This window comes from Paenibacillus sp. JNUCC 34, assembly GCF_058269055.1.
Genome location: NZ_CM177770.1, coordinates 4,076,807 through 4,102,769 on the forward strand (window position 1 = coordinate 4,076,807; position 25,963 = coordinate 4,102,769).

Below are 25,963 nucleotides of genomic sequence, written 5' to 3' on the forward strand. Positions count from 1 at the left end.
TGGACAAAATGTCCACATGTAGCAGGGCTTGTCTGAAAAAAGGGCAGCACAAAACGCGACCACGCAAAAGAACTGCGGGACGCGTCTATTTAGAAGATTTACATTGCCTGTGCAGATGATAAAGGTATCACCTGCATGGAGAAACACCCGCCGCCACACGTTTTTTTCTTTTCCGCTTGCGTAGCAGGGATATGACCCAACTTCTTAACGCTCAACAAGTTCGGTCATTATTATTCAGCAGGGAGTAAAATCTCGTTTCCTTCCGCAACGCCAATTAAAAATTGGCCTACTTCTTTTGGAATATGAGCTACCAATTGTACAATGTCTATACCAGCAACTTCGGTATGAATGTAGTAATTGCCATCGGAAGTTTTATATAAGGTATCGCGGGCACTGATGACTAATTTGCTATTTGGGTTCACAGCCGTTTTTGTAGTCTCCCGCCAATATACGATTTTATATAGAACTTCTGCATCTTTAGGAATTTCGCTAAAAAACCGCCAATCTTCCATGTGTTCATTCCTAACGTAGTCTATAATTTCACGGTTGTCGGTAATCGTGCGGAGCAACTGACTTTCATCTGCCGACAATATCTCAATTTTCTGTTTTTTGGTCATGTCAAAATCATCATAGTCAACATCTGCCATTGCTTCACGAATGTCCTCGGCCATTATTTTTCGCAGGGAATCAGAATTTATCTCACTCATGGCTTCATTCATGGCCTCATTGACTGTGGCCGCAACAAATTCAACCATTGCTCCAAAACCACTGGCGGCTATTGCTTCGCCGACAGCCCGACTTGTAATTTGACTGATAGAATCTGATATGGCCCCATCTGTCGCCTCATTGATACTCTCAGACACAGCTTTTTGAACTGATCGCTCAACAATCCTTTGTGTGCTAAGTGAACAGCCTGATGTTGTTGCTACCATGAAAATAGCCAATATTGATATAGCTAATTTTTTCATTAAAATATCCTCCTTGCGTCGCCTGTTTTTGTTATAAACAGTATAGCGCCACCACAAGGAGGATTTATTGATGTTGTCAAAATTGAACACTGTACTCGTTAAAATTGGTTTATAGGCCATAAAGCACTATTTCTATCGTAAAAGACTCAGGTTGACTTTTAATACACAATGATCCGTTCGGTTCCACCTTTTGCAGCACACTTTTAAGCCCCAAGCCGTGACTCGTCCGGTCAGTCTTGCTTGATACCGGAAATTTCCCTTCCCACGCGCCGACTTCTTCTGCTGTTGCATTTACGATACTGATGATCAATGACTGATTGACATAGGCCAAGACAATACGCACCCAACGCCTCTCTTTCGGTAATTTTTCACAAGCCTCTCGTACATTGTCAAGCAAATTGCCAAATATAGTAGACGCCTGATCAAACGTGAGCTTCAAATCCGCAGGCACATGGACATCTGTTTCCATGGTGATATTGGACTGCTTCAATTCTGCAATTTTTATGTTCAGAATCGTATCTAAGGTGGGATTGCCGGTCATCACCGCTTGTTCGTAGTGACCGATCTGACAGGAAGCCTCCCACAGATAATGTTCAGAGCTCCCTTATCCCCTTGCGTGGCGAGTGTCGCCGCAGCTTTTAGGTGGTTTCGCACATCATGATGTAGGGTACGTATTTGGCTGTGGAGCCGCTCCATCTGTTGATAGTGCTTGTTTTGCAGTTGTAACTGCTGCTCCAGTAAATGCCGTTCACGGTCGGATTCGGTAAAAGCGGCAAAGCGGTCGAATAGCACAAACAGCGCAATGTTAATAAACAATAAAGCCAACATGACCACGATCTCAATCGTGTAAGCATAAGGCCCTTCACGGCTCATAATGTGATCAAACATCCCAAAGTATACCAGAATACTGATGACCGAGATAGCTGTGAGAAGTGCCCACATAGAGGGTGGAACCACTTGCCGCCTCTTGCGGCCAATATATCCTGTTGCCTCAAGTATAAGCCAGAAGCCCATGTGGTACATAACCTCTATAAGCCAATTGTTTTTATTAGGCATTGGCGTTACAACCAAATCAAAGGCGGAAAGCCAAAGACAGGCCACCGCAAACAGCACAAGGCTGAACAGGACTTTTTTTCTTCGGTTTGTTTCACGAAAAAGAGGCAACAGCAGGAGACTACTGATCAATGTTGCAGGCGGCGTGGAGGTCGGCCGATGATGCGCCAAAATGAGCCGCCACACGATGGCGGTTATTGCTCCTAATCCAAGAGCCAGAGCATATATTTTGTTTCTGCTGATGGCAGGTCGACCATAAATGCGTTCGTACAAACGGGCGACTAATACCATATCCACAAGTCCAAACATGAATTGCAGCAAAAACAGATATACGAAATCAATTGACGGAAAAATGTTCATTGGAAACCTCCCCGCCGTTTGAGAAAGGATATATGATCCTGTTTCAATACTATTTGGTATTTACGGCTCACCGGCAGCTTTACACCTCCGGCAAGTTCCACCTCGTCTTGTCTGATCACGCGGATATACTCCATATTTACAATATAGGATGCGTGAATTTGGGTGAACAGATTTGCGTCCAGCGTGTCCGCGATCTTTGAAATTCGCTCATAGTATTCCACGGTTCCCCCTATGCTGTGAGTGCGCACTTTTCGCCCGGCTCCCTCAAAATAGGAAATTTCCCGGTACGGCAATTGCCGCTTTTCATGGCCTATCTGAAAAAAGAAAATCTGGTTTTCTCGCTGGATGTGCTCAACTGCGTCCTGCAATACGACTTTCAAAGCATCAAATTGCACTGGTTTGCACAAAAATCGGAACGGAAGCACCTTAAAAACTTCATAAACATACTCCTTGTGACTGGTAACAAATACAATAAGGGCGTCCCGGTCTGCTTTCCGAATACAGGCGGCGGTTTCAATTCCGCTGGTGTGCGGCATTTCAATATCCAACAAATAGATATTGAATCGCTCTTCGTTCGTATTCATATAGTCCATTAACTCAGCACCACTACCGAATACGTCCAGAGATAGGTTGCCGAGCTCCATTTTCCATATCATCTCTTCAATTGAATTGCACACCGAAATGTCATCGTCGCAAATTGCTAACTTAATCATTTTGTCCTCGCTATGTATAAATAGTTATTGAATACAGTCTGTGCGTAAATTTATCATCAACCAATCTGATTATTCGGCAAGCAAAACGATTACACCTTCTGGCTGATATGTAGATATCATTATCCGCTTACCGCTGTACCCGCAAGCAATTCAAGTGTGCACAAAATTGCTTGTTGGGGTTCCCCCAAACCCGTGCCACTTGTGGACAAAATATCCACAAGTCCCGGCGTACCGCCGGATGGTTACGTCATGCCGCTACTGCGCCATTTCCTTGTCTTTCTGCGCGTCCATCAGGCCGGGCAACCGGCCAATACTCATTGTACCACTACGGGACACCCAAGGATGTCGCGTTTTTTTATGTCTGCACATTGGATCAGGATTTACAAGACCTTGAACAGTTGCGAATTTCAGAGGACCAAGATGCAAAAGTCGGTCACAAGAGCGCGGATACATCGTTATTTGGATACAAAATGCATCTTGCCATGACCGAGAAACGGATAAAGCCCTCCTAAACAGCAAAAGACGACCCCATCCCCAAAAATCGGGATAAGGGCCGTCTTTTGTTTCGTGCTCTTTTAGCTGTTCTATCAAAACCACAGGTTCTTCAGTGGCCTCTGTGCATCAAGGAGGTTTCTTCTTTTTATGTAATGGAAAACTTAATTGGTGCATTTACCCTGCTTAACAACACGCTGAATTGACTTTATATATTCCATGAATATGATGTTATCCCCGCTGAGATTTAACAATTCCTGATTCCCCATCAATATCCCGTGTTACAGACAGATATTGCATTGAATCAGCACCATTCTAATTTATTTCAACAACTCTTCAGGTGTATCACCGCTGTAGACATAAACAGGGCTAGCGACATTTACGAAAAATACTGCAACCAGCGTCAAAGCTGAAGCAATAGCAGCAAAAGTGCTGCGTTTAGCTTTATTGATCAGTGTCATAAAGTTCACCTCCTTTCCAGTGAATCAAACTCAAAGCTTGGATAAAAAAACAAACTGCAAGCGTTGGAGATTGAATCAAAGTATTTGAAACAACAATCAGACTACTGATGACTCTTAGTTTAAAGTAATGAACTTTCGGTATTCTGGATTGCTTTTCAATCCTGCTGGGAGCAAAGATGCCCACAAGCAAGAGACTGATAATATTAAATATCTGAATATACAACACTGGCAGTTCGATGAACGATATCCCCGTAAACAGTGCTGTTGTAACAATAATGCACCCAGCCCCCGTTTTTAAATGAAACCCTCCCGAAAACTGTCGAAGAAGTGCAAATCCGATTAATGCGGTTAATGCCTGTTTTGTGTTTCCAGTTATAAATGAAGCAATCAATGTAAAAGAGATTATAAGTACGATGTTTAGTACAATTGCTATGGCGTGCTTAAGAACATTTACAGAGGATTTATGTTCTGGGACTTGTCTTTTGATTCCCTCTGCGATCTTAAGAGCTGCGGTTTCAATCATCATTCGTAACACTCTCCTCTGTTCGGATCATGTAATAAATGAACAGCCCAAAAGTAGTAGCGAAAAAAATGATATTAATCCAAATTCGGTTGTAATAGAAAACCACACTAACCAGAAGTAGAACTGTAACAATGAGAACCGTCATTACAATATGTTCGAACTTGAATCGCAACTTTTCAAAATCAAACGAGAATCCAATTCCAAACCTATACATTAACCAAGATAATAATAAGGCTGTGGCACCTGAAATTAGTTGAAGCACGTATGCATCTGTTCCTGGTGTTTGAACCTCCTTAACTGACTCAAAGAGGGCCATAACATAAACGGTTTGAATTAATGCATACAATACATAACCAAGTATTGTACAAGTCGCTGACCATAACACTGGTACTTTAATGACCGTCGTAAACAAAAAGATGAATATTACGATGGTAACTAATGGTGCAACAAAAGCTAGTGAAAGTTCATTACGTAAAATAAAACTTTGTAAATTTGCTAACAGCATCACGAATAATGCTTGCCATATGTACTCGGATGTTTTGAATCTAAACAACGACATTATCAATGAATAAATGGCCAGCGTTTCAATCATTGAACAAAACATAAACCAAAATGCTTCCACCAAATTCCCCCTAGACCTTTTATCTACTTTTTGTTGCGCCACTCCTCAATCTTGTCCTGATAGACCTGAATTGTGGTCTCGAACCAAAATGGACGAGATCCAACAATAAAGTCGGGATCAGGGAAGAAGCGAGTTTTCCGTGTATGATGCATATTCTTGGGGTCAACTCCGAGGACGTCTGCAACTTCTTTATTACCAAGAACACGCGGAAACTTCATACCTGCAATAATTCCCCTCGCCTCTTCCAACTGATTAACAAGCTCTAATATCTTCTGTCCATTCTCTCCCCCTATCTCATCAGCCAATACACGATACTGATTCAAGGTCAAATTCAACCATCTCCTCGTGATTTACGTATTGTTATATTTTGACGTTGACATAAATGTATGATATTATCGTATAAAAAACAAGACTTTATCTTACATTTTTTATCAAAAAAAACCTCAAAACAAAATTTTACCTATTCTTTGTGAAAACTTCAATCCATCCCGCCTAAAGTAAGACCTCACCAGCTAAGCCAGTAAGGTCTTTTTCATCGATGCCATATGATTGCACTATAGTGCTAACGTTAATGTTGAGACAAGCATAATGTATTTGGGATATGTTGTAAATAAATACCCAGGAATTTCATTTAAATTTAAATTATTCAGTAAGCCCTATTTAACGCGAGAAGATTTGATGAAGAAGGAAATAATTAAACCAACCATAGCTATAATTAGAGTGAATATAAAGGAGTTCTGTACTCCCGCTGTTAATGAAGCTCCAATTGAAGAAGGGTCAGTTAGATCAATCATATTGTTCATATATCTTTTCTGAGAAGCGGACATAATCGTAATCGCAACTGCAGTGCCAATTGCTCCCGACATTTGCTGTAATGTATTCATTAAAGCAGTACCATCTGGGTAAAGATTTTTCGGTAATTGATTTAGTCCATTTGTCTGAGCAGGCATCAAAACCATCGATACACCTATAAATAGAATGGAGTGCATCACAATCACCATACTAACCGACGTTTCAATGGTGACGTTTGACATGATCCATAACATGATAGACATGATCGCAAATCCAGGTATAACAAGTCCTCTTGGTCCGAATTTGTCAAAGATACGACCTGTGATCGGGGACATTAATCCATTCAGCACACCACCTGGCAACAAAACAAGCCCCGCGGTAAATGCAGTCAATGCTAGCCCTGTTTGCAAATATAATGGCAACAAAATCATCGTGGACATTATTACCGTGAAGCAAATAAATACGGCCAATAAACCTAGAGTAAACATTGGATATTTTAATACACGTAAATCAAGCATCGGTTTATCCATTTTTAATTGTCGCAAAGAAAACAAGGTAAGTGCAGCAAGGCCTATAATAATCATCGTAATCACAATAGTGCTTCCCCAGCCATTCTCACCCGCGCTGCTAAAGCCATAGACGATTCCGCCAAAACCAATCGAAGATAGGATAATAGATAATATATCAATTTTGGGTTTAGTTATGGTCGAAACATTCTGCATATACAATATACCCGATACCAACGCAAGAATTAGAAACGGTAAACAAACCCAAAAAATCCAATGCCAAGTCAGTTTTTCAAGAATTAATCCTGAGATTGAGGGTCCAACTGCGGGTGCAAACATAATGACTAACCCTATTAGTCCCATTGTTGCACCTCTCTTATTGATGGGAAAAATCAATAAGATCGAATTAAACATCAGGGGCAGCAATAATCCCGTACCTATAGCCTGAATCACTCGAGAAAACATTAATACTTCGAAGCTTGGTGCAAGAGCTGCGACTAGTGTCCCAATAATTGAAAAAATCAATGACACAATAAATATTTGACGTGTACTAAACCATTGAAGTAAGAGACCCGAGACAGGAACTAATATCCCCAAAGTTAATAAATAACCTGTTGTCAGCCATTGAACCGTGGAAGAACTAATAGAAAATACTCGTATTAAATCCCCGAGAGCCATGTTTAAAGCCGTTTCACTGAACAATCCAATGAAACCAGCAATTAAGAAAGAAATTAATATTGGAGTAGTTTTAATCACTTTTGTTTGCTGTGTTTCTGCTATTGAAGACATTAATCCACCTCAAATTTTATTTTGTTATAAGCGTGTCGTTAGTCCGAGGCATAAACTTTTTAATCAGTAATATTAATCCCTAAATGCTCACGCAAGGTGACACCCGTATATTCACTTCTGAACAAACCTCTTTCAACTAACTGCGGTATCAGCTTTTCAAAAAATATTTTCAAAGATTTTTCTGAACCGCCCGGAATAGCTATAAATCCGTCAATAGCTCCAGCCTCAAACCGCTCAATAATATCGTTCAATACGTCCTCAACCGTTCCAACGGAAACCCAGTGGGCAGACCCGACAACCTCCGGCCTTGCCAATACCTCTTCCACTGTAGGCTGATGTTTTGTAATATACCGGCGCAACAGCTCAGCATGTGTTCGGCTGCGGACTGGCTGATTCGGATCGGGAAGCATATCGGAAGTTACGTGACGATCCAAAGCAAAGCTGCTCAAATCAAGACCCAGCACTGATTTAAGCGATGCATGTCTGCGCTCAATAGTCAAATGTGCGTGTGCAGCCTTATGTAATTCATGGGCTTCCTCGCGAGTTTCGGCCAAGAAAAAATATAAACCTGGCAAAACTCTTATGCCGTCCGGATCGCGCCCATGCTCCATAGCTCTTCTTCTCAGATCATTTCGCAATTCCACTCCCGATTCAAGGTCTGGCATCGCTGCAAAAATAGCATCTGCTATTGAAGAGGCAAAATTTCGTCCTGTATCCGACGCACCTGCTTGAAATAAAGGAATTGGTCCCGATTTATGGGCAGGCAAAGTAAGTGGTCCCTTAACACTAAAAAACTCACCTGAATGATTAATTGGGGAAACCTTATCCTTATCAGAAAACATGCCTGACTCACGGTCAATAACAATGGCCTCATTCGGAAAACTATCCCAGAGTTTGCGTACGACATCAGTAAATTCAATTGCTTTCGCATATCTTTCTTGGGGTGAAGGCATAGGTGACTCACCGAAATTTTCGGCACCTTCAATAGAAGTGACAATATTCCAGCCAGCACGTCCATTGCTCAGCCAATGCAAAGACTGGAGCTGTCTAGCAACAACATACGGTGGATTAAAAGTCGTAGAAATAGTCGTAACTAGCCCGATCCGCTCGGTTTCTCGAGCAATCGCTGCAAATATCATAGTAGGGTCAGGGCTACCAAAATTAGCGGAATCGCCGAGCATCTGTGGGCTAACAAAAAGATAATCCGCCCTGAAAAGAAAATCGAGCTTTGACTTCTCCGCCATCTTTGCCAAATCAATGTAAGGGTCAATTGAACCCATTTTTTCCACACCGCTGTCTGGGCGCCGCCAGTCGCCTCCTTTCAACCAAGCAGATAAGACTAATCCAATACATAATTGTCTATTTACAGTCAATACTATCAACCCTTCCTATATAGTAAGAATAGTTTAGCGCCCAGGAAATACTCTGATCAGATGCTGGCTCTAGAAGACTACTAATTAATAATGATTCTCATTATCAGACTATAGTGTAGCAAGGTCTGCAACAAATGCAAATGCACAAATCACAAATGCTATATGCATTATTATCTAATCTAGGTTTGCTGAATGATGATTTAGCCGACATCGTAGGATAGGGCTGCGGTGAAACAGGAAGGAAAGAATGAGACAAAAGAGAAGAAGCCTGCACTCTAGGTTCATCACCAGATTGCAGGCGTAATACATAAATCAGAAACTCAATATATATGATTATCTAATTTATGTGTGTATGCGGAGGGAGACACACCAAATTTCTTTTTAAACACTCTACTGAAATATAGCGGATTGGCATAACCGACACTGATAGCAATATCGCGGATGGGGAAATTGCCTACTTTAAGTAAGTCACTAGCTCTTTCCATACGATAATTGATAACATAGTCGATTGGGTAAAGCCCAGTATATTTGTGAAAGAAGTATGAGAAGCGCTTGGGACTCATTGCATGTAGCTCAGCCAACTCGTCGAGTGTCAACGGATTCATATAATGCCTGTTTATGTATGCAATAGCCTCCTCTATCACCCTTTCACTTGGAGAACTGCCACTCTCTCGATGCTTGCAACTCACCAGAACATGATGCATGACGCTTAAAAATAATTCCTTGACACGAAGCTTCCCAATACCTCTAAGTGTATTGGCATTCTGATGGAGCATGATAAGTAATTCTAACACTCTCGGATTTGCTCCCGCTTCCAGTTTGAAATGAGAGTCGCATTCATGACCGCTATATACTTCGTCTAACTTGTCAAATCTAGAAAACAGTAAATAGTACTCGTACTCTGATTGACCTATAACTTGCGCGTCCAGTTGCATGCCTGGAGCCCCATGAAATACTGATCCTGGATGTAATTCATAGACAGTTCCATTCACACACATTCTAGCCTCTCCACGAATTACAAAAAGAAATCCATGCCTGACGGTCCTAAATTCACTTAATTTACTGTTCGGCTGAATGACTAAACGGTGGACACCTTCTATATCATAGAAACCACTAGCAAATATCTCGGCTAATTTATCCAAATCTATCATGATAATGCACCTGCTCCCTATCCAAACATTGTACATCTGGGCTACTTTCATTAATGCCAAACAACAAATTTATTTCTCGAGGTGTCAGCCTGGCAGCTATTTGTTTGGGGATCAGTCAGGCTATACACAAGATTAAACCATTCACTTAACAGAGCATTCAGTCATTATGTAAATGGTAATTTCACAGTAACGATCCTTGTTCCTTCAGGCGCTTCCAGAACGGTACGAGCCGATGTCTATTTGGGCAATTGACTCCGAAACTTTCGTGTCTTTAGCGTGAAGGATATTCTTTAATTGGGTCAGCAGATTTATCTTAAACGAAAAGTTTACAGCGTTTTCCGCATGAATTCCGTAATATACTTTTCTTTAAAGCCAAGGCTGTCATACAGATTTCTGGCATAATTCCCGACAACACACCAAAGGTCGACGTTTGTACTGCCACGCTGATAGATCTCGTTGCATAAATACATAACAAACTTTCTTCCGATCCCAAGCCCCTGAAAGTCTGTACGGACGGAAGTACTGCTGAGTTCATTACCAGAAAGGTGGCTATAAGCGACGATTTCCCCATTTATTTCGTAGACAAAACGGTTTTTCGCATCCTCTTTCCATGTTCTTCGTTCTTTTTCACTGGGCTGGGCAATCACAGAATCAGGAAAGCACCCGACACGAACGCGCATTTTATGAAAAGCTGTGGCATACAGCGACTGACTAACAAGATAGTCTTCGTCCATATACAGCCTCACCGGAAGCTCCTCCAGGAGAAAGGGATCGCCGGTTCGCTGCATTAAAGCCGATGAAAAGTATTTGTCATAACCGAGCTTGCGCGCAAACGCAAGAGATGATTGATGGCCGGCACGAAAGGAACTCCTGACTTTTTGGGTTCCGCCCGCCCGCAATTCGGTTTCAGCATACTTTACCATTGCAGAACCGATTCCTCGCTTGCGAAACTGTGGAGCCACAAACACAGTTAAATAGGACTGAGATGCAGGCTCGTTCACTTGGGCCAGTGCAACAAGCTTATCCTCAATAAACGCGGTAATAAACAATTCCGGTTCTTCAGTAAGCACCCGAAGGATGTCTTCTCCACCGTCGACGTCATGGCTTAATAATTCTCTAGCGACATTATAATCTTTTTCACTAAAGTGTTCGTATCGGATATCTGCTATATTCATCAGCCTTCGATTCCTCCGTTTTTTATTGAAGTATTAATGTGTTTGTTGAAATAACAAGCAGGTATAATAAAAACAGTTTACCATTTCCCCCAGGATTAAGGATGTACAAATATAGTTCATATAAATAATGCCTGGTACATAAGGATTGGACTAGCTGTTTCAAGTAACATCGGAGAAATTACTGAAAGGTCCTTTGTTTGTATTTTCGATTTCTGGGCATTCGCCCAATTCATTTTGTAGGCATCTGCATAGAATGCCGTATAATTAATTGGGAGGGAATTTTTTGAATAGTTATCCAATGATGCCTCACATGCATCACATGCCCCACATGGAGCACCAACCACATATGCATCACATGCCTCACATGGAGCACAAGCCACATATGCATCACATGCCTAAAACTATTGTGGTCAGTCCTGTAGATCCTTGTGTTGTTGAAGCTTTAATGTCCCTAATTGGAAAAGTTGTCATTCTGGAAACCACACGTGGTAGAATTGACGGATGTGTCGTTGCTGTCAAACAAGACCATGTTGTGCTTGAACAAAGACATAAGAAGTTTCTTGTCCGCATTGCCGAAATCGTTTGGATAATGCCAGAATAATTTGCGAATCAAAGGAGCTGTGAATGCAGCTCTTTTTGTTTTTGTCCATTTCCAGACTGCATATATAAAATTCCGTTTGTGCAACCTGCCTTCGTGGGATGCTCAGCCTCTGCTCTTTTAAAACATCCTCATCAAAGTACATTCAATAATTTGACATTTATCTGAAGACCATAATATTATTGACTTAAAATTAAGTCAATAATATCACGGAGGAATATATGGGGAAAAATCAAGAGAAAAATGCCTTAGTCCGAGAGGCTAGAAAAAGGCAAATCCTAACCGCTACCCTTTCTGTGTATGTACGATTCGGTTATCATGGCACGGATATGGATATCGTGGCTGACGAAGCTCAGCTTGCAAAGGGTTTAATCTACTATTATTACAAAACAAAAAAGGACTTATTTATTGAATTGTATTCCTGGTTGTTTGAAGAAGGCTATACATTTTCAAATCATTTGCTTACAAATGAACACGGGAGAAATCCCATTGAACAGTTAATGTATTACGTTTATGGGATATTTGGTGCAAACAAAGACAATCCACTTATGATGCAGTTTTTTATTCGAGTACCTTTTGACGCTTATGCAATATTTGGCCCAGATAAATGGAAAGAGGGTGCTTCGAAATCGGATATACATCGAAAAGCACTGTCCAGTATGATTGAAAATGGAATTTCACAAGGGATGATTCCAGCAACCGATCCGAGTCGCGCAGCCAATAGCTTTTGGTCTGTTTTTGTAGCAAATCTCTTTGAATATTCAAAACTTATCACGGGATCAAACACGATAAACCAAGATGATGATTCAATTGCATTAAAAGAGATTGTTCAGTTTTGTTTTCAGGGGTTAGGCATTGAATATTCTCTTTGGAATGCATGTTTAGAAAAAGTGATTGCTGAAAACTCATAAGGGGGGCTATCCGATGCCTAAAGTCTTTAAAAATGAGACAAAGCAAAAGGCAGTGTATGAATCGTATAATCATTTGTTAGCTGAGTGGGATGTAGCTCATGAAGAAAAAGTTATAGAGGGCACTTATGGAAAAACACATCTGATTATTGCTGGAAATCCAGACCATATACCTGTACTTTTGTTTCACGGAGTAGGCGACAATTCAGCAATTATGTGGATATATAATATAAAGGAGCTTTCAAAAGAGTTCCATGTGATAGCAGTCGACGCTATCGGTGGAGCTGGTAAAAGTCAGCCAAATGGAAATTATTCAAAAGGCTTTAATCAAGTGTTATGGATTGAAGAGTTGCTAGATGCTCTTAAGTTAGATAAAGTGTACGCCATTGGAGTTTCCTATGGTTGCTATTTAGTGCAGCTGTTCAAATGCAAATTGCCTAACCGTTTTGATAAAATTATTGGACTTGCAGGTAGCCCATCTGTTGAAGGATACAAAACAAATAATTTGAAAAAAATGCTGATATTTCTGCCGGAAGCGTTATTCCCAACGCCAAAAAATGTAGCAAAACTTTTGAAAAAGTTGTCGGGCGATGATGGGGAGTCGTTTATTCGTAAACCTGCTCTTTTATCACATTGGCATATATTGTTGAAGTCATTTAATAATGCTTCTATGATGTTACATAAAACGTCTTCCATAAGTAAAACCGACTTCAAAATATCTAGAGAAGAAGGACTCTTTATGCTGGGAGATCAGGATAGACTTTCTTATTACCCCGAATCGATTAAAGCATTCGAAGAGTTAAATTTAAATTATAAGATCATAAAAGGAGCAGGGCATTCCATAAATCATGAACAAGCCGATTTGATAAATTCAGAAATAGTACGATTTTTAACGAAGTAATAAAAGCATCCTTTCGCTGACGTTCGACCTCTCCTACCTTCTCTCCTACCATGCATTCAATGTCGTTCAAATGGGAAACCTATCCTGTATCTAAACCCTGAAATTAGGGAGGTGAAACAGAATGAATATTAAAACTGATGAATACCAAATCGCTTCGCTTAGCGGTGATGAACAGACCCTAGGCGCTATAAAAGCTGCGGAAGCGGCTATAGCCAACCTTACGGGCAAAGAAGTTACGTTAGTTGCATATGAGAAGACGACTATGCAAGAGCAATAGTCTCCTTCTTAAGGACAAGTAAATCCCTTTGAGTGTAAACAAGTCGCAGGACCATTTATGTCGATGGCCTGGCTGCTTCTACACCTGAAGGGATTTTTTTTGCGCAAAATTTCAGAAAGAAAATGTTTCCTTTTCGCAGATGGAACGTATTATAATTGTCGCTAATTATACATCCAATAAACACCAAACTAATGACATTTTTGATTAAAACGGTACTTGCCTTCTACAAAAAACAACTTGGTCCATTCAAATCCGTTTTAAAAAAGCGGCAACATTCGAGTTCCCTCTCATATACTGGAAAAGCGGAAAGAGGTGATACACATCATCAAGATTTTATATCGTACACTCATCTTTGCTTTGCTCCTTTTGTTCGTCGTCCCCGTCGTGAACCAGGCCGATGCTGCCAGCAAGAAGCTGGACAGCAAATACGCCAAATATGCACAATTTATTGTGATCGACAAATCCAGCAACAAACTGACCTACTATGAAAAAGGCAAAGCAATCAAAACGTTCACAGTCGCCACAGGAAAGAAACCTTCCTACACGCCCGAAGGCCTGTTTAAAATTCATGAAAAAACAAAAAACAGACCTTACTATAAAGAGCGTATCAAAGGTGGAGACCCCAAAAATCCACTCGGAGATCGCTGGATAGGTATTAACGTAAAAATCAACGGCAGAACAAGTTATGCCTACGCTATTCACGGGAACAACAATCCAGCCTCGATCGGTAAATACGTCTCTGAAGGATGTATTCGAATGCACAACAAAGAAGTCCGCTGGCTGTTTGACAAGGTTAAAATGAACACCCCTGTACTCATTCAAAAATAAATACGATCATATGCAGAAGCTAAGCACCTTTTATGTGTTTAGCTTTTTTGCTGCCTTCATCCGTTGTGAACCTTACTAAGCCCCAAATTCGATAACCTTAGTTTGTTGCAGAAGCCGTCCAAAATCCGCTGGTACTACGCACCCTGCAGTCGGATTGAGTGCATTCGCGCTTCCCGCAGCAGCGGCGTAACGCAAACACTCCATATCCGGCATGTTGCGGACATGCGCAAATGCAAATCCCGCTACAAAAGAATCCCCGCTGCCTACCGGATTGACTATTGTCATCCGGGGGATATGCACCCGATAAACCGAACCGCCAATACATGCCAATGCACCCAGTGCGCCCAATGTGACTATCACCCTCGAAATTCCGGTATCCTTGGCAAGTTTTTGGATGGCGGCCCCGTAGTTATGCAGAGAGATTTCGGCATCCGCTTCCGATTCCGTATTGCGATCAGCAACAATGGTGTCTAGCCATGGTTTAATTTCGTCCTCATTCGGCTTGATAAAGCCAGGCTTGCCTTTCATCCCCTCCACAAGCGCAGCACCGCTCGTATCCAGGAACACCTCCGCACCGTGGGAGGAGCAAATCTCAATCAATTCGGTGTAAAGCTCCGACCTGCACCCTTTCGGCAGACTCCCGGAAATAATGATAAGGCCGGCCTTTTGCGCCAAATCTCCGATTTTGGACTTCATTCTCTCTTCATCTTCCGGAGTCACCAGTGGGCCCGGTTCCAAAGCTTCCGTAAAGGTATGATTTGCCTCGTCCACAATACTAAGGCAAACTCTCGATTCACCTTCAATGGACACAAAGTCTGTCCCAAATCCCTCGTCCTCAGCTGCACGGACAATAAACTGCCCGTTATACCCAGCTGTAAAGCCCGTGGCGATTACCTCCGGATGTCCAAGCTGATGCAGAACCCTTGAAACATTAAGACCTTTGCCGCCGGCAGTAGCATGAATACGATCCACACGCATGACGGTTCCAGTCGACCAACCGTTCATGTAATATGTTTTATCGATAGCAGCATTTAAAGTTACGGTGACAATGCTTTGATTCATTGGTAATAATCCTTAGCTTTTCCAAAAGACCCGCACAGACGCATCTTTTCGATCGTGGCCTCCTTCAAAGCCTGTTTAGCTGGAACCATGTATTTACGAGGATCGTTTTCCTCTGGATTCCGATCAAACACTTCTTTAATCGCATTGGAAAACACGATACGAAGCTCAGTCGCAACATTCATTTTGGACATTCCTTCCGCTACGCAGCGTCTGACCTGTTCATCGGGAATGCCGGAGCCGCCATGAAGTACAAGCGGAACCGAAACTTTTGATGCGATGTTCCGAATGCGTTCAAAGTCAATGTTTGGCTCTCCCTTGTAAATCCCATGGGCGGTACCAATGGCAGGAGCGAGCGTATGCACTCCGGTTAACTCTACAAACCGGGCACATTCATCCGGATCTGCAAGCAGAGCATGCTGTTCGTCGACAACGATATCATCCTCTACGCCGCCAACTCGACCGAGCTCTGCTTCCACGTTAACCCCTACCGCGTTCGCTGCTTCTACGACCTTTTTGGTCATGGCTACGTTGACATCAAACGGCTCATGAGAGGCGTCGATCATCACGGAGCTGTAACCAGCCCGAATACATTTCATAATGATGTCAAAATCGGAGCAATGATCCAAATGCAGTGCAATCGGAACGCTTGATCTTTCAGAAGCTACCATTGCGGCCTTAGCTATATAGTCCGGCCCAAGATGTTTTACGGTTCCAACGGTGGATTGAATAATTAGCGGAGACTGCGTTTCTTCAGCAGCCTCGACAACAGCCTGAAGCATTTCCAATGTGTGTACGTTGAAAGCGCCGATGCAGTATTTCCCTCTGCGAGCAGCCTCTAATAATGGCGTAGATGATATAACGGTCATTGTAAAATCCTCCCCAAGATCCAAAAATTATGATTGCTTTATCTCATGACGTCGTTTAGCTTGCATAGCGCTCCCAATCACGCCGGCATCATCTCCAAGCACTGCTGTCCTGATGGTGACGTGCTGTCTGAAATCCGGCAGCAAACGTGACATTAATGTTTGGCGAAGCGGTGTTAGCAGTCTTTCTCCAGCCATTGCCCCTCCACCGCCAATAATAATCACCTGCGGACTGAATATATGCACAGCTGGTACAAGCGCTTTACCAAGAAGTTCTCCGGCGTGGTTCATAATATCGGAAGCTAAGGAATCTCCCGCATCCATCGCTTTCGAAATGTCGGCCGCCGATAGGCGCTGTAGATCGTCTCCAGGAAACCACTGTGACAATAGGGTCGGTCTTCCCTCAGCAATAAAACGTTTGGTCTCACGCACCATGCCGGAAGCTGAAGCGGCTGCTTCCAGGCAGCCATCAAAGCCGCACCCGCATGGAGCGGATTCGCCGTCCATCGTCCCGTGACCGATTTCACCGGCCAGATCACGGTACCCGTAATAAAGCTGTCCCCGACTGACCATAGCCGATGCGATTCCGGTTCCCACGGTCAGTCCAAGGACGTAATCAACACCCAGGCCCGCACCATACATCGCTTCACCATAAACATACATCCGCACATCATTATCGATATAAACCGGCAAAGATGTACGTCTGGACAATTCCGTACTCAAGGGAACATCACGCCAATTTAAATTGGCGGAATACAGAGCAATCCCATCCCAAGGGTTCACCAATCCCGGAATACCGATGCCGATGCCGGCCACTTCGCCAGAGAGTCCTGCTCTGGCTGTAACTTCTGAAACCATTTGAGCCATATGATCCAGAACGGACGAAGTGCCGAGAAAAGCCTGTGTAGGCTTTTTTATGGAGTCCAGCACTTCACCTTTCTCATCCACGATACCGCAGACAATGTTTGTTCCTCCGACATCCACACCGATCCAGAAACTCATCGTTTCTCCTCCTAAGGATTATTCGCTTTCGGCAACATACAGTGAAGTTCCGGCTTCCTTTAAAGCGCTGACCAACGCATCAGAAGGCTGCCCATCCGTGATACAGCCATATAGCTCTTCCAGATGGGCTACCGTAAACAAGGAAGCACGGCCGATTTTGGTATGATCGAATACCGCAATCGTTTTATCCGCACGGCGCATAAGCATGCGTGCTATGTTCGCTTCCAGCTCCGAGTAAGTACTCACGCCGGAAGTTGTAAACCCGTCAATCCCCATAAACATCGTGTTGATGTTAACCGCATTGACGGTCTGCTCTGCCAGCGGGCCGCACAGCTCAAAGCTTTTGTTGCGCAGTACACCGCCGGTTAGAACTACCTGAAGGTCGCTGTTCTCTGACAGCTCCATCGCAATATTAACGGCATTGGTTACGACCGTAATATTTTTTCTATGTTTTAACTGCTGTGAAATGAGGAAAGTCGTTGTGCCCCCGGTTAGTCCGATGACATCTCCTTCTTGAACCAATGAAGCAGCCATTCTGGCGATCTCCAATTTCTCCGGATATAATACCTGCTGCTTCTCGATGAACGGAACCTCGTATACCGATGCCGGCTTCACATACATCGCTCCACCGCCAACGCGTCTGATGACGCTTCCGCTCTGCTCCAATTCCTCAAGATCCCTTCTGACTGTAGCTTCCGAACAATTAAACGCCGTCATCAGCTCTTGAAGTGACATTTCTCCCTTTACCGCCAGCGCACTCAGGATTTGGTTTTGTCGTTCTGCTTTCATTCCAATACGTGCCATTAAATATCATTTCCTCCTCGCTGGTGATTTTTTTGAAGTGCCGCTTCAACGCTTACAGGCATTACTGGCGAACGCACGTTAAATCTTGACTACTTGCGTCAAATTGCGTGGTTCATCCGGATCGACGTCTTTATTAACAGCTGTCCAGAAGCCAATATATTGAAGAAGCGGCAAATACATAACAGCACGAGCTTCATCGCTCACATCAGTTGCCCCGATCTCAAACACGGAGTCCGCAAAAGCGGTATCGTCACCCGCGCGAGCTGTAATTACGAGTACGTAAGCCCCGTAAGCTTTCATCTCCTCGGCAACTTTCAGCTCATAAGATCTTGCCGTCTCCGAGAGCAGCAATACAACGAGCGAACCTGGCTCGATAATCGATTTTGGACCGTGTCTGAATTCAAGAGTGCCATAGCTTTCAGTCCAAGTATAAGACATTTCCTTCAGTTTGAGGCATGCCTCTTGTGCAATACCGTAATAGCTGCCCATGCCGAGGTATATTGTTTTAATAAAATTGTTGTTATCGATAAGCTGTTTAGCAAGAGCATCCGCTTCTGCAATTTTCACCTCAGCCTGATCCATCACCGTTTTCATTTCATTTGAGAAACCACTGCCTGCAGCTGCTGCTATAGCCGCTTGCATCATAAACGTCATACTCACAAATGATTTCGTCATAACTGTGCTTTTTTCTTTACCGAACGGTGAAACGAGACATTCCGTCTGCTTAGCCATTCCGCTGTCCTCGTAACAAGTGATTCCGCAAGTATCCCAGTTGTTGAGCCCTTTAACCGAATCAATGGCCAAAATAACTTCTGTGGATTCACCGGAACGCGATACGCCGACAAGCAATTTTTTACCTTGTTTTGCCGAAGACTGATCCCTGAACAAGAAAATTTCCGAGGAAGGAAATGCGCTCGCCGGTCTTGCGATCCAATAACGGAAAGTCGCTGCCATCGTCTGCGCCTGATAATAGGATGAACCCGAACCAATAAATATAACTTCTTCGTATGCAGAATTGCCAATATATTTCTCAACCCAATCCTGTTGTCTGGCTAGCTGCTCCCATGCAGCTGCCATCGCTTCAGCCTGTTGTCCAATCTCCGGGTAAGTCAACTTTCCTTTCATCATAAAAGAACGTCTCCCCTCACATCGTTATAATGATATGTTAGTTCATTATTATGATTTTTTCAATCATTATTATGAATCATTTTTTCAAATGAAATGAAATTAAAAAACGACCGTTTCCTGCATCATCAATAACAGAAAGCGGTCGCTCGGTAATCATTTATGTAACCTCCTTAGATCGGAAGCTTTTCCTGATGCTCTGTAGCCGGGCGGTGCTTACCTTGATCGATTTGGACGACCTTTCCTCCCGCACGAATGGATTCCGTGGCCGCGCACCCTACCGCAACACTCATTCTTCCATCAAAGGGGCTGGTCAAAGGCTGCTTATTATCCAGCACGAGGTTAATAAAATCTTCGCAAATCCGCGGGTCAGCGCCTGAATGAGTTCCGGGCATTTTTTTCATCTCGTAGGTAATGTCGCTCATTTCATGCCAGGAGCCTGACTTTCTGGTTTTGACATGAATTTTATCATTCACATCATCGTTCTCGATCCGGCCCTTTGTTCCGATAAAGGTATAATTGCGAGAATAGTCCGGTGTAAAATGGCACTGCAGATAAGAAGCTTTGATGCCGCCCTCCAGCTCCATAATGACCATATTGTTATCTTCAACATCGATTTCTTCGCGGAACGCACATTGGGTCAGCCGATCCAGACTCGCTTCAGGGCAAGTCTTTTGCCGTTCACATTCAGGACAATACAGATCATTCGGCATATCCCCGCCATAATAATCTAGGCTGCCGAATGCGGACACCTTTTTCGTATATTTGCCTGTAAGCCAGTGAATGACATCTATATCATGCGAAGCTTTTTGCAGAAGCAGTGAGGTTGTATTCGCCTTTGTGCCATGCCAGTCATGGTAGTAATAATAACCGCCCAGCCCAACAAAATGTCTTACCCAAACTGCTTTGATATCACCAATTACCCCTGAATCGATAATTTCCTTCATCGTCTGATACATGCTCATGTACCGCATATTGAAACCGATCATAAGATGTTTTCCCGACTGCTTCCATTCATCCAGGATACGATCGCATCCTTCTGGTGTAATTGCCAGCGGTTTTTCGCAGTATACATGCTTTCCAGCCTGAAATGTAGCGGAAGCATGCTCTTCATGCAAATAATCCGGCGAAAGAATAACGACCGCGTCAATGTCCTCCCGGGACAACAGCTCTTGGTAGTCCGTCGTAACAAAAGCATCTGGATTAACCGTCTCCCGAAATTTTGAGAGTGCTTCCATAGAAATGTCTGCTGCACCCGTTACAATGGACCTTCCGCCGGGCTGATGCCAATATCCCACAATATCGCTTCTGGCTCCTACACCGATTACTCCTACTCTAACCTGATTCACTAGTCCTCACCTCATTTTGTGATTTCACGATCATGAACTCAGCGTTTCGATGATAGTTTAATTCATAATTATGATTTTTTCAATCATATAATTGAAAAATAGAATCAAAAATTTTGCGACATCCTAATTATACTTTCTTAGATTTCAAAAAAAGGATAGACACGAGCAGAGAAAATAATCTGCCGAATCTATCCATTCATTTCACTCTTTATCTTTTTTCCATCTTCCTGCTTTCTTCACTGCGTCTTTCAAGAGAATCTCGATTTGAGCATTAACGCTTCGCAGCTCATCATCAGCCCATTTTTCAAGAGCGTCATAGAGCTTGGGATCGATTCTTAGCGGATAAGCTTTTCGTTTTGACATTTGATCAAGTCCTAATGGATACTTCCTGTGTTAATAACAGGCTGTGTTCCTTTTTCAGACACAATGGCAACCATCAGATTATTCACCATTTGTGCCTTTTTATCATCGTCAAGCTCAACAACACCTTCATCCGCTAATTGCTCAATTGCGCTTTTCACCAAACCGACGGCACCATCTACAATAACTTTACGCGCAGACAATACAGCTTGTGCCTGTTGTCTCTGCAGCATAGCAGATGCAACTTCAGAAGAGTAGGCAAGGTGCATAATGCGAGCCTCAATGACGTCAACTCCGGCAACTGCCAGACGGCTTTGAAGATCTTGTGCTAAAAAGTCAGCGATTTCATCACTATTTTTCCGCAATGACATATCCGTTTCTTTCTCAAAATGATCATAGGCATATTGACTGGCAATGTGGCGAATACCTGTCTCGCTTTGAATCTGAACAAATTCTTCGTAATCCTCTACATCGAATGTTGCTTTTGCGCTGTCCGAAACTTTATAGACAACTACAGCAGCAATTTCAATCGGATTTCCCTCCAGATCATTGACCTTTAACTTTTCACTGTTAAAGTTGATGACACGAAGAGAAACTCTGGATTTAATGGTTAAGGGAATAGCTACCCATAGCCCCTGCTCTCTTATTACCCCTACATAGGTTCCGAATAAAGTAAGAACTTTCGCCTCATTCGGTTGAACAACGGTTATGCCTGAAAGAATCAGCATAGCTGCAATGATCAAGAGAACTGGAATTGTCAGGGCTGGACCAACAGAATCCGTGGAAATGATCAGAAATGCAGCTAGACCGATAAACAGTAACGATATGATAATACCGAGATAGCCGTTTACTTTAAATGCTGGTTTTTCTTGCATGTTTAACGTCCCCCTATATATCAATGTGATATCACAATTATATTATGATGATATAATTGTTGGCAATAGAAATAAACAAAGTCCGATTCCCGCAAGAAATGCAGAAATCGGACTTTAGTCAAGTAGTGATCTATTCTTTTATAAGTTCATGACCTTTAAGCCTTCACGCCGATGGTCAAGATTTCATAAGGCTTCACAGGAAGCGAAAATTCTCCACGATCATTAAACGGCTGGGGAGCTCCTGTTTCTTCCAGAATCGTCGTCTTATAAGCTTGAGTCCCGGAAAGCTTGGACTGCAATGTCAGTTCAGCAGGAGCTTCGCCCATATTAAACCAGCGTAGCATCAGATCACCCGATTTACGGCTGACTTTTAGCGACGAAAATGCAAGATCTTCGTTTTCCCATTCGAAAGCAGCGAAATCCGGAGATACCGTTCCCTCGTGAACGCCAGTCTGGCATGCCGTCCATGGAATCTGGAACTGATAAGCTTCTGCATATGCACCGGAAGCAATCCCATCACCATTGTGAGGAATGATTTCCATACGTACGGTATTAACACCCAGACACTGTGCTTCCGGCGTCGGGAAGTATCCCCAGTCACCCAGCTCGCCAACTGCACGCAGCATCGTTACCGCAATCGTATTTCGACCATCGCGCAAAACTTCATATTCATTCAATCCAAGATTAGCCACCGTAAGTCCGGCACCTTCCCCGCTTACATCAACAAATGCTTGCTGGTGTGCTGTATTACTAGGGTTCTCCCATTCTTTAGCAGGAACATTATTTCGCGATACGATTTCGAACATGGAATCGGCATGGTGAACGGAAGTTTCCAGATCCGTTGGGAACAATGCCCGCAGACGATGATCCTTCGCCTGATTGTTGAAAGTTGCTTCCAGTTCGATGCCTTTGCCTTCCCGGTTCAAGGAAATTAGTGTACGGATCGACAGCATGACTGTCTCACTTGACCGCTGAGCTTTACGCTGTGGATAATAGATCAGCTCGATCTGCTCTTCATCAAGCTTCTCGTCAGCTGATACCGGTATTTCCCACTCATGAGTCACTTCCAGGGTTGCACGATACGGTGTATCCTCCACAATACGGATCTTGGCGTCAAGACCCTTGGTTGTCAGAGTTTCTTCACCTTCTGGCTGCTTGAACATGTATTCGTTACCGATATCTCCGGTGTTTTCATACACGCCGAGATCGCGGAACACTTGCCCATTTCTCTTGTCTGTCAAAGTAAAGGAACCGTCCGAAGCAATCTCCACTTTCAGATTTCCGTTCTCCAGTACTCTGTCTCCAGTGAGCAATAACTCCGAGTCAACTGGCTTCACATCGCCCTTCACCAACGCATAGGTTTTAATTCCGAGTGCAGGCAGGTCCTTAGCTTCCAAAGTCAGCTTCACTCTACGGCACATATAAGGCTGACGGAATTTGTCATCCGGCAGATCATATCCGAACTGGAGTCCCAGATCTTCCATCGTAAACGCTACGCTATTTCCTTCGCTATCCACAACGGCACGTCCGGACAGGTCAACTTCTTTCATTCGGCGGCTCGTCTCTTCCAGCGAAAATCCATCGCGGAAGTATAAACGTTCAGCGTCCAGCTCTACGGTTACCGTACCGCTACGCTTCCATCCCGTAGTGTTGAATACGACAAAAGGAACGGCACTCTCTCCCCATTTAGCAAAAGACGTTGTATCCACAGCTTCAGCGATTGCCTTCTTGCTGTCATCCACAATACTTTCAGCCACATGGCGGCTCTTATCGAAACGGGTTACCATCTCGCGGTGCACCTCATCGACACTGCAGCCACAGATACTATCGTGAGGATGATTCTGCATCAGTGTCTTCCAAGCGTAGGTAAACAGATGGTGCGGATACTCTTGTCCAACCAGACTTGCGAAGGAAGCAAGCGGTTCAGCAACCTTTTCCAGAATGCTCTGGCCTGTCTGATTCATCTGCTTCAGGTAAACACGAGCGGAAGCTGTATTTACCAGCGTCCCCCATCCGTCGGTACGTTGGCTGCGAAGCTCGCCTTGTACAGAGGACAAATCTTGGCTCATATTGTTCTTCAAGTCTACCAAGTAATCAGCAAAGGTAGAGTGAACAAACTCCGTGTCCGGATGAAGCTTCTTCGCTGTTTGAATCGCTTCCGGAAGATCGCATTGGATCGGCTGGTGGTCACATCCGTTCATATAGAGCAGTTGTCCCGTTGATGCATATTTCTCAGCATCCGCAAGCTTTCTTTCCCAATAAGCTTTAGCTTCTTCTTCATCGACAGGAACTTCGTTACCGTTACTGTACCAGTTCGCGAACAGAATACCGAGCACTTTGGAGCCGTCTGGACCTTCCCATACCAATTCGGAGAATGAAGACTCAAAATCTCCATCCGATACCGTATTGTTAAAGCCTGTCGGCTTAACTCCGCGACCAAAGAAGGCATTGTCGATACCGGATTGCTTCATCAGCTGCGGTGTTTGGCCTACGAGGCCAAATGTGTCAGGGAAGTAGCCAATTTTGGATATCGTTCCGTAAGCTTCGGTATCTTGATGCCCGATTTGCATGTTACGAACGTTCGCTTCACTGCTCGTCAAGAAGGCATCCTGCAAAATATACCAAGGACCGATCTGGATACGTCCATCATGGATCAGTTTCTCAAGCTGCTCCTTCTTCTCCGGACGTACCTGTAAGTAGTCCTCCAAGATAATGGTCTGTCCATCCAGGAAGAAGTAGCGGTACTCCGAATCCTTCTCCATTGTCTCAAGCAATTGATCCATCAACTGGATGAGCCGTACATGATGCTTCTCATAAGGTAAATACCATTCTCTATCCCAGTGGGTATGAGAGATGATATGAGCTTTTCTTGATTGGGTCATAGTTGTAACTCCCCCTGCTTCATAGAATGGTGTATGAAATACGACAAGCGTGTGAAATGTTTTATTGAACCCATCATTTTACACGCTTGCCTGTCTCTAACGTTAGTTTTTTGCTTAAAGGTTACGCCTCATCTACCAAAGGGTATTCTTCCATGTAGCTCATCAGCTCGTCGACGGTCGTAAACGCGAGTCCAGTCACGGTGTCGGCGCAGCCATAGTAAATCGCGATGCGGCCGGTATCGGCATCGGTCAACGCCGCGCAAGGGAACGTTACGTTAGGTACATCGCCCATGCATTCGTACGTCGTTTCAGGTCCCAAAATGTAGTTACGGGAACGCGCTTTAACTTTCCATGGCTGATCCAGATCAAGCAGAGCAACGCCCATACGATAAACGAAGCCGTTACAAGTATTGATAACGCCATGATAAATCAAGAGCCAGCCTTTGTCCGTTTCGATCGGCACTGGTCCAGGTCCGATTTTTTTGGACTGCCAAGCCGAAGCATCTCCATCAATTGTTCCCATTACATAACGGTGCTTGCCCCAGAAGGTAAGATCAGGACTTACACTGTAGAAAATATCCCCGAACGGCGTATGGCCCGTATCGCTCGGACGGCTGAGCATCGCGTAATAATCACCGATTTTGCGCGGGAACATTACCCCGTTGCGGTTATACGGCAAAAAGGCGTTTTCCAGTTGGTGGAACGTTTTGAAATCGGTCGTATACCCAATACCGATCGTCGGGCCATGATAGCCATTACACCAGTTAATGTAATAACGGTCTCCGATTTTGATCACTCGTGGATCGTAGCGGTATTCGCGCTTGGTTATTTCCTCATCACCTTCGAACACGATAGGATCATGATTAATATTCCAGTTCACGCCATCTTCACTGAAACCAGCAAAAATATCCATACTAACCGATCTTGAATCGCAGCGGAATACGCCAGCGAACCCACCTTCAAACGGAACGACAGCGGAGTTGAATACACTGTTGGAGTTCGGGATTGCGTGACGCTCAATAATCGGATTTGCTGAATAGCGCCATACCGGAGCATTATGACCCTCCGGCTTGTCCTGCCAAGGGATGTTATTTAGGGATTCGCCAATAATTTTGCTCATTGTTATGTCTCCTTTTTATTAGAACATTTAT

Annotated in this window: 27 protein-coding genes; 5 read left to right on the top strand and 22 right to left on the bottom strand. The window is 43.6% G+C overall.

Annotation, left to right across the window (positions count from 1 at the left end; all coding sequences use genetic code 11):
- Positions 1-230 precede the first annotated feature (230 nt).
- The 12 genes from AC2TF5_RS19165 to AC2TF5_RS19220 all read right to left on the bottom strand — a co-directional run bounded on the left by AC2TF5_RS19165 (position 231) and on the right by AC2TF5_RS19220 (position 10,978).
- Positions 231-968 (bottom strand): hypothetical protein, encoded by a 738-nt coding sequence (locus tag AC2TF5_RS19165; protein ID WP_491298766.1) that lies wholly within the window; start codon positions 966-968, stop codon positions 231-233.
- A gap of 109 nt (positions 969-1,077) precedes the next feature.
- Positions 1,078-1,509: a GHKL domain-containing protein gene (locus AC2TF5_RS19170; RefSeq protein WP_491298767.1), complete on the bottom strand. Its 432-nt coding sequence runs from the start codon at positions 1,507-1,509 to the stop codon at positions 1,078-1,080.
- On the bottom strand, positions 1,509-2,381 hold the full coding sequence (locus AC2TF5_RS19175; RefSeq protein ID WP_491298768.1) for a hypothetical protein: 873 nt from the start codon (positions 2,379-2,381) through the stop codon (positions 1,509-1,511). The genes AC2TF5_RS19170 and AC2TF5_RS19175 overlap by 1 nt, the downstream gene beginning before the upstream one ends.
- Positions 2,378-3,094 carry a LytR/AlgR family response regulator transcription factor gene (locus tag AC2TF5_RS19180; protein WP_491298769.1) on the bottom strand — a complete coding sequence of 239 codons (717 nt, stop codon included), beginning with the start codon at positions 3,092-3,094 and terminating at the stop codon, positions 2,378-2,380. The genes AC2TF5_RS19175 and AC2TF5_RS19180 overlap by 4 nt, the downstream gene beginning before the upstream one ends.
- Before the next feature lie 812 nt (positions 3,095-3,906).
- Positions 3,907-4,047, bottom strand: coding sequence for a cyclic lactone autoinducer peptide (locus AC2TF5_RS19185; RefSeq protein WP_241932913.1), 141 nt, complete (start codon positions 4,045-4,047; stop codon positions 3,907-3,909).
- Complete coding sequence (locus AC2TF5_RS19190) at positions 4,031-4,573, bottom strand: accessory gene regulator ArgB-like protein (protein WP_491298770.1); 543 nt, start codon at positions 4,571-4,573, stop codon at positions 4,031-4,033. Before AC2TF5_RS19190 ends, AC2TF5_RS19185 begins: the two co-directional genes overlap by 17 nt.
- Positions 4,563-5,192 carry a hypothetical protein gene (locus tag AC2TF5_RS19195; RefSeq protein WP_491298771.1) on the bottom strand — a complete coding sequence of 210 codons (630 nt, stop codon included), beginning with the start codon at positions 5,190-5,192 and terminating at the stop codon, positions 4,563-4,565. Before AC2TF5_RS19195 ends, AC2TF5_RS19190 begins: the two co-directional genes overlap by 11 nt.
- 23 nt (positions 5,193-5,215) lie before the next feature.
- Positions 5,216-5,521: a hypothetical protein gene (locus AC2TF5_RS19200; protein ID WP_491298772.1), complete on the bottom strand. Its 306-nt coding sequence runs from the start codon at positions 5,519-5,521 to the stop codon at positions 5,216-5,218.
- A 327-nt stretch (positions 5,522-5,848) separates the two neighbouring features.
- Entirely contained in the window at positions 5,849-7,279 is a 1,431-nt protein-coding gene (locus AC2TF5_RS19205; RefSeq protein WP_491298773.1) for a DHA2 family efflux MFS transporter permease subunit, read from the bottom strand.
- A gap of 59 nt (positions 7,280-7,338) precedes the next feature.
- Complete coding sequence (locus tag AC2TF5_RS19210; protein ID WP_491298774.1) at positions 7,339-8,652, bottom strand: NtaA/DmoA family FMN-dependent monooxygenase; 1,314 nt, start codon at positions 8,650-8,652, stop codon at positions 7,339-7,341.
- A gap of 320 nt (positions 8,653-8,972) precedes the next feature.
- Entirely contained in the window at positions 8,973-9,803 is an 831-nt protein-coding gene (locus AC2TF5_RS19215) for a helix-turn-helix domain-containing protein (RefSeq protein ID WP_491298775.1), read from the bottom strand.
- 326 nt (positions 9,804-10,129) lie between these two features.
- Positions 10,130-10,978, bottom strand: coding sequence for a GNAT family N-acetyltransferase (locus tag AC2TF5_RS19220; RefSeq protein ID WP_491298776.1), 849 nt, complete (start codon positions 10,976-10,978; stop codon positions 10,130-10,132).
- 283 nt (positions 10,979-11,261) lie between these two features.
- Between AC2TF5_RS19220 and AC2TF5_RS19225 the strand changes: the two genes are divergently transcribed.
- The 5 genes from AC2TF5_RS19225 (at position 11,262) to AC2TF5_RS19245 (ending at position 14,490) form a co-directional block, all read left to right on the top strand.
- The gene (locus AC2TF5_RS19225; protein ID WP_491298777.1) at positions 11,262-11,579 is read left to right on the top strand and encodes a DUF2642 domain-containing protein; all 318 of its coding nucleotides are present in this window, start codon (positions 11,262-11,264) and stop codon (positions 11,577-11,579) included.
- A gap of 218 nt (positions 11,580-11,797) precedes the next feature.
- Positions 11,798-12,487 carry a TetR/AcrR family transcriptional regulator gene (locus AC2TF5_RS19230; RefSeq protein WP_491298778.1) on the top strand — a complete coding sequence of 230 codons (690 nt, stop codon included), beginning with the start codon at positions 11,798-11,800 and terminating at the stop codon, positions 12,485-12,487.
- Between the two features lie 13 nt (positions 12,488-12,500).
- The gene (locus tag AC2TF5_RS19235) at positions 12,501-13,385 is read left to right on the top strand and encodes an alpha/beta fold hydrolase (RefSeq protein WP_491298779.1); all 885 of its coding nucleotides are present in this window, start codon (positions 12,501-12,503) and stop codon (positions 13,383-13,385) included.
- A 121-nt stretch (positions 13,386-13,506) separates the two neighbouring features.
- The gene (locus AC2TF5_RS19240) at positions 13,507-13,662 is read left to right on the top strand and encodes a hypothetical protein (protein WP_491298780.1); all 156 of its coding nucleotides are present in this window, start codon (positions 13,507-13,509) and stop codon (positions 13,660-13,662) included.
- Positions 13,663-13,974: 312 nt separating this feature from the next.
- On the top strand, positions 13,975-14,490 hold the full coding sequence (locus tag AC2TF5_RS19245) for a L,D-transpeptidase (protein WP_491298781.1): 516 nt from the start codon (positions 13,975-13,977) through the stop codon (positions 14,488-14,490).
- Positions 14,491-14,565: 75 nt separating this feature from the next.
- Here AC2TF5_RS19245 and AC2TF5_RS19250 read toward each other — a convergent pair whose 3' ends face one another.
- From AC2TF5_RS19250 to AC2TF5_RS19295, 10 genes are all read right to left on the bottom strand, one after another.
- Positions 14,566-15,552 carry a 1-phosphofructokinase family hexose kinase gene (locus tag AC2TF5_RS19250; protein ID WP_491298782.1) on the bottom strand — a complete coding sequence of 329 codons (987 nt, stop codon included), beginning with the start codon at positions 15,550-15,552 and terminating at the stop codon, positions 14,566-14,568.
- Positions 15,549-16,418, bottom strand: coding sequence for a class II fructose-1,6-bisphosphate aldolase (gene fba, locus AC2TF5_RS19255; RefSeq protein ID WP_491298783.1), 870 nt, complete (start codon positions 16,416-16,418; stop codon positions 15,549-15,551). Before fba ends, AC2TF5_RS19250 begins: the two co-directional genes overlap by 4 nt.
- 27 nt (positions 16,419-16,445) lie before the next feature.
- On the bottom strand, positions 16,446-17,417 hold the full coding sequence (locus AC2TF5_RS19260) for an ROK family protein (protein ID WP_491298784.1): 972 nt from the start codon (positions 17,415-17,417) through the stop codon (positions 16,446-16,448).
- Between the two features lie 18 nt (positions 17,418-17,435).
- Positions 17,436-18,221, bottom strand: coding sequence for a DeoR/GlpR family DNA-binding transcription regulator (locus AC2TF5_RS19265; RefSeq protein ID WP_491298785.1), 786 nt, complete (start codon positions 18,219-18,221; stop codon positions 17,436-17,438).
- A 78-nt stretch (positions 18,222-18,299) separates the two neighbouring features.
- Positions 18,300-19,349 carry an SIS domain-containing protein gene (locus tag AC2TF5_RS19270; protein ID WP_491298786.1) on the bottom strand — a complete coding sequence of 350 codons (1,050 nt, stop codon included), beginning with the start codon at positions 19,347-19,349 and terminating at the stop codon, positions 18,300-18,302.
- Between the two features lie 170 nt (positions 19,350-19,519).
- On the bottom strand, positions 19,520-20,695 hold the full coding sequence (locus tag AC2TF5_RS19275) for a Gfo/Idh/MocA family protein (RefSeq protein WP_491298787.1): 1,176 nt from the start codon (positions 20,693-20,695) through the stop codon (positions 19,520-19,522).
- 201 nt (positions 20,696-20,896) lie between these two features.
- The gene (locus AC2TF5_RS19280; RefSeq protein WP_491298788.1) at positions 20,897-21,058 is read right to left on the bottom strand and encodes a type II toxin-antitoxin system antitoxin; all 162 of its coding nucleotides are present in this window, start codon (positions 21,056-21,058) and stop codon (positions 20,897-20,899) included.
- An 11-nt stretch (positions 21,059-21,069) separates the two neighbouring features.
- The gene (locus tag AC2TF5_RS19285) at positions 21,070-21,930 is read right to left on the bottom strand and encodes an SPFH domain-containing protein (protein WP_491298789.1); all 861 of its coding nucleotides are present in this window, start codon (positions 21,928-21,930) and stop codon (positions 21,070-21,072) included.
- 155 nt (positions 21,931-22,085) lie between these two features.
- On the bottom strand, positions 22,086-24,812 hold the full coding sequence (locus tag AC2TF5_RS19290; protein ID WP_491298790.1) for an alpha-mannosidase: 2,727 nt from the start codon (positions 24,810-24,812) through the stop codon (positions 22,086-22,088).
- A gap of 121 nt (positions 24,813-24,933) precedes the next feature.
- Positions 24,934-25,932 (bottom strand): glycoside hydrolase family 130 protein, encoded by a 999-nt coding sequence (locus AC2TF5_RS19295; RefSeq protein ID WP_491298791.1) that lies wholly within the window; start codon positions 25,930-25,932, stop codon positions 24,934-24,936.
- Positions 25,933-25,963: the final 31 nt, after the last annotated feature.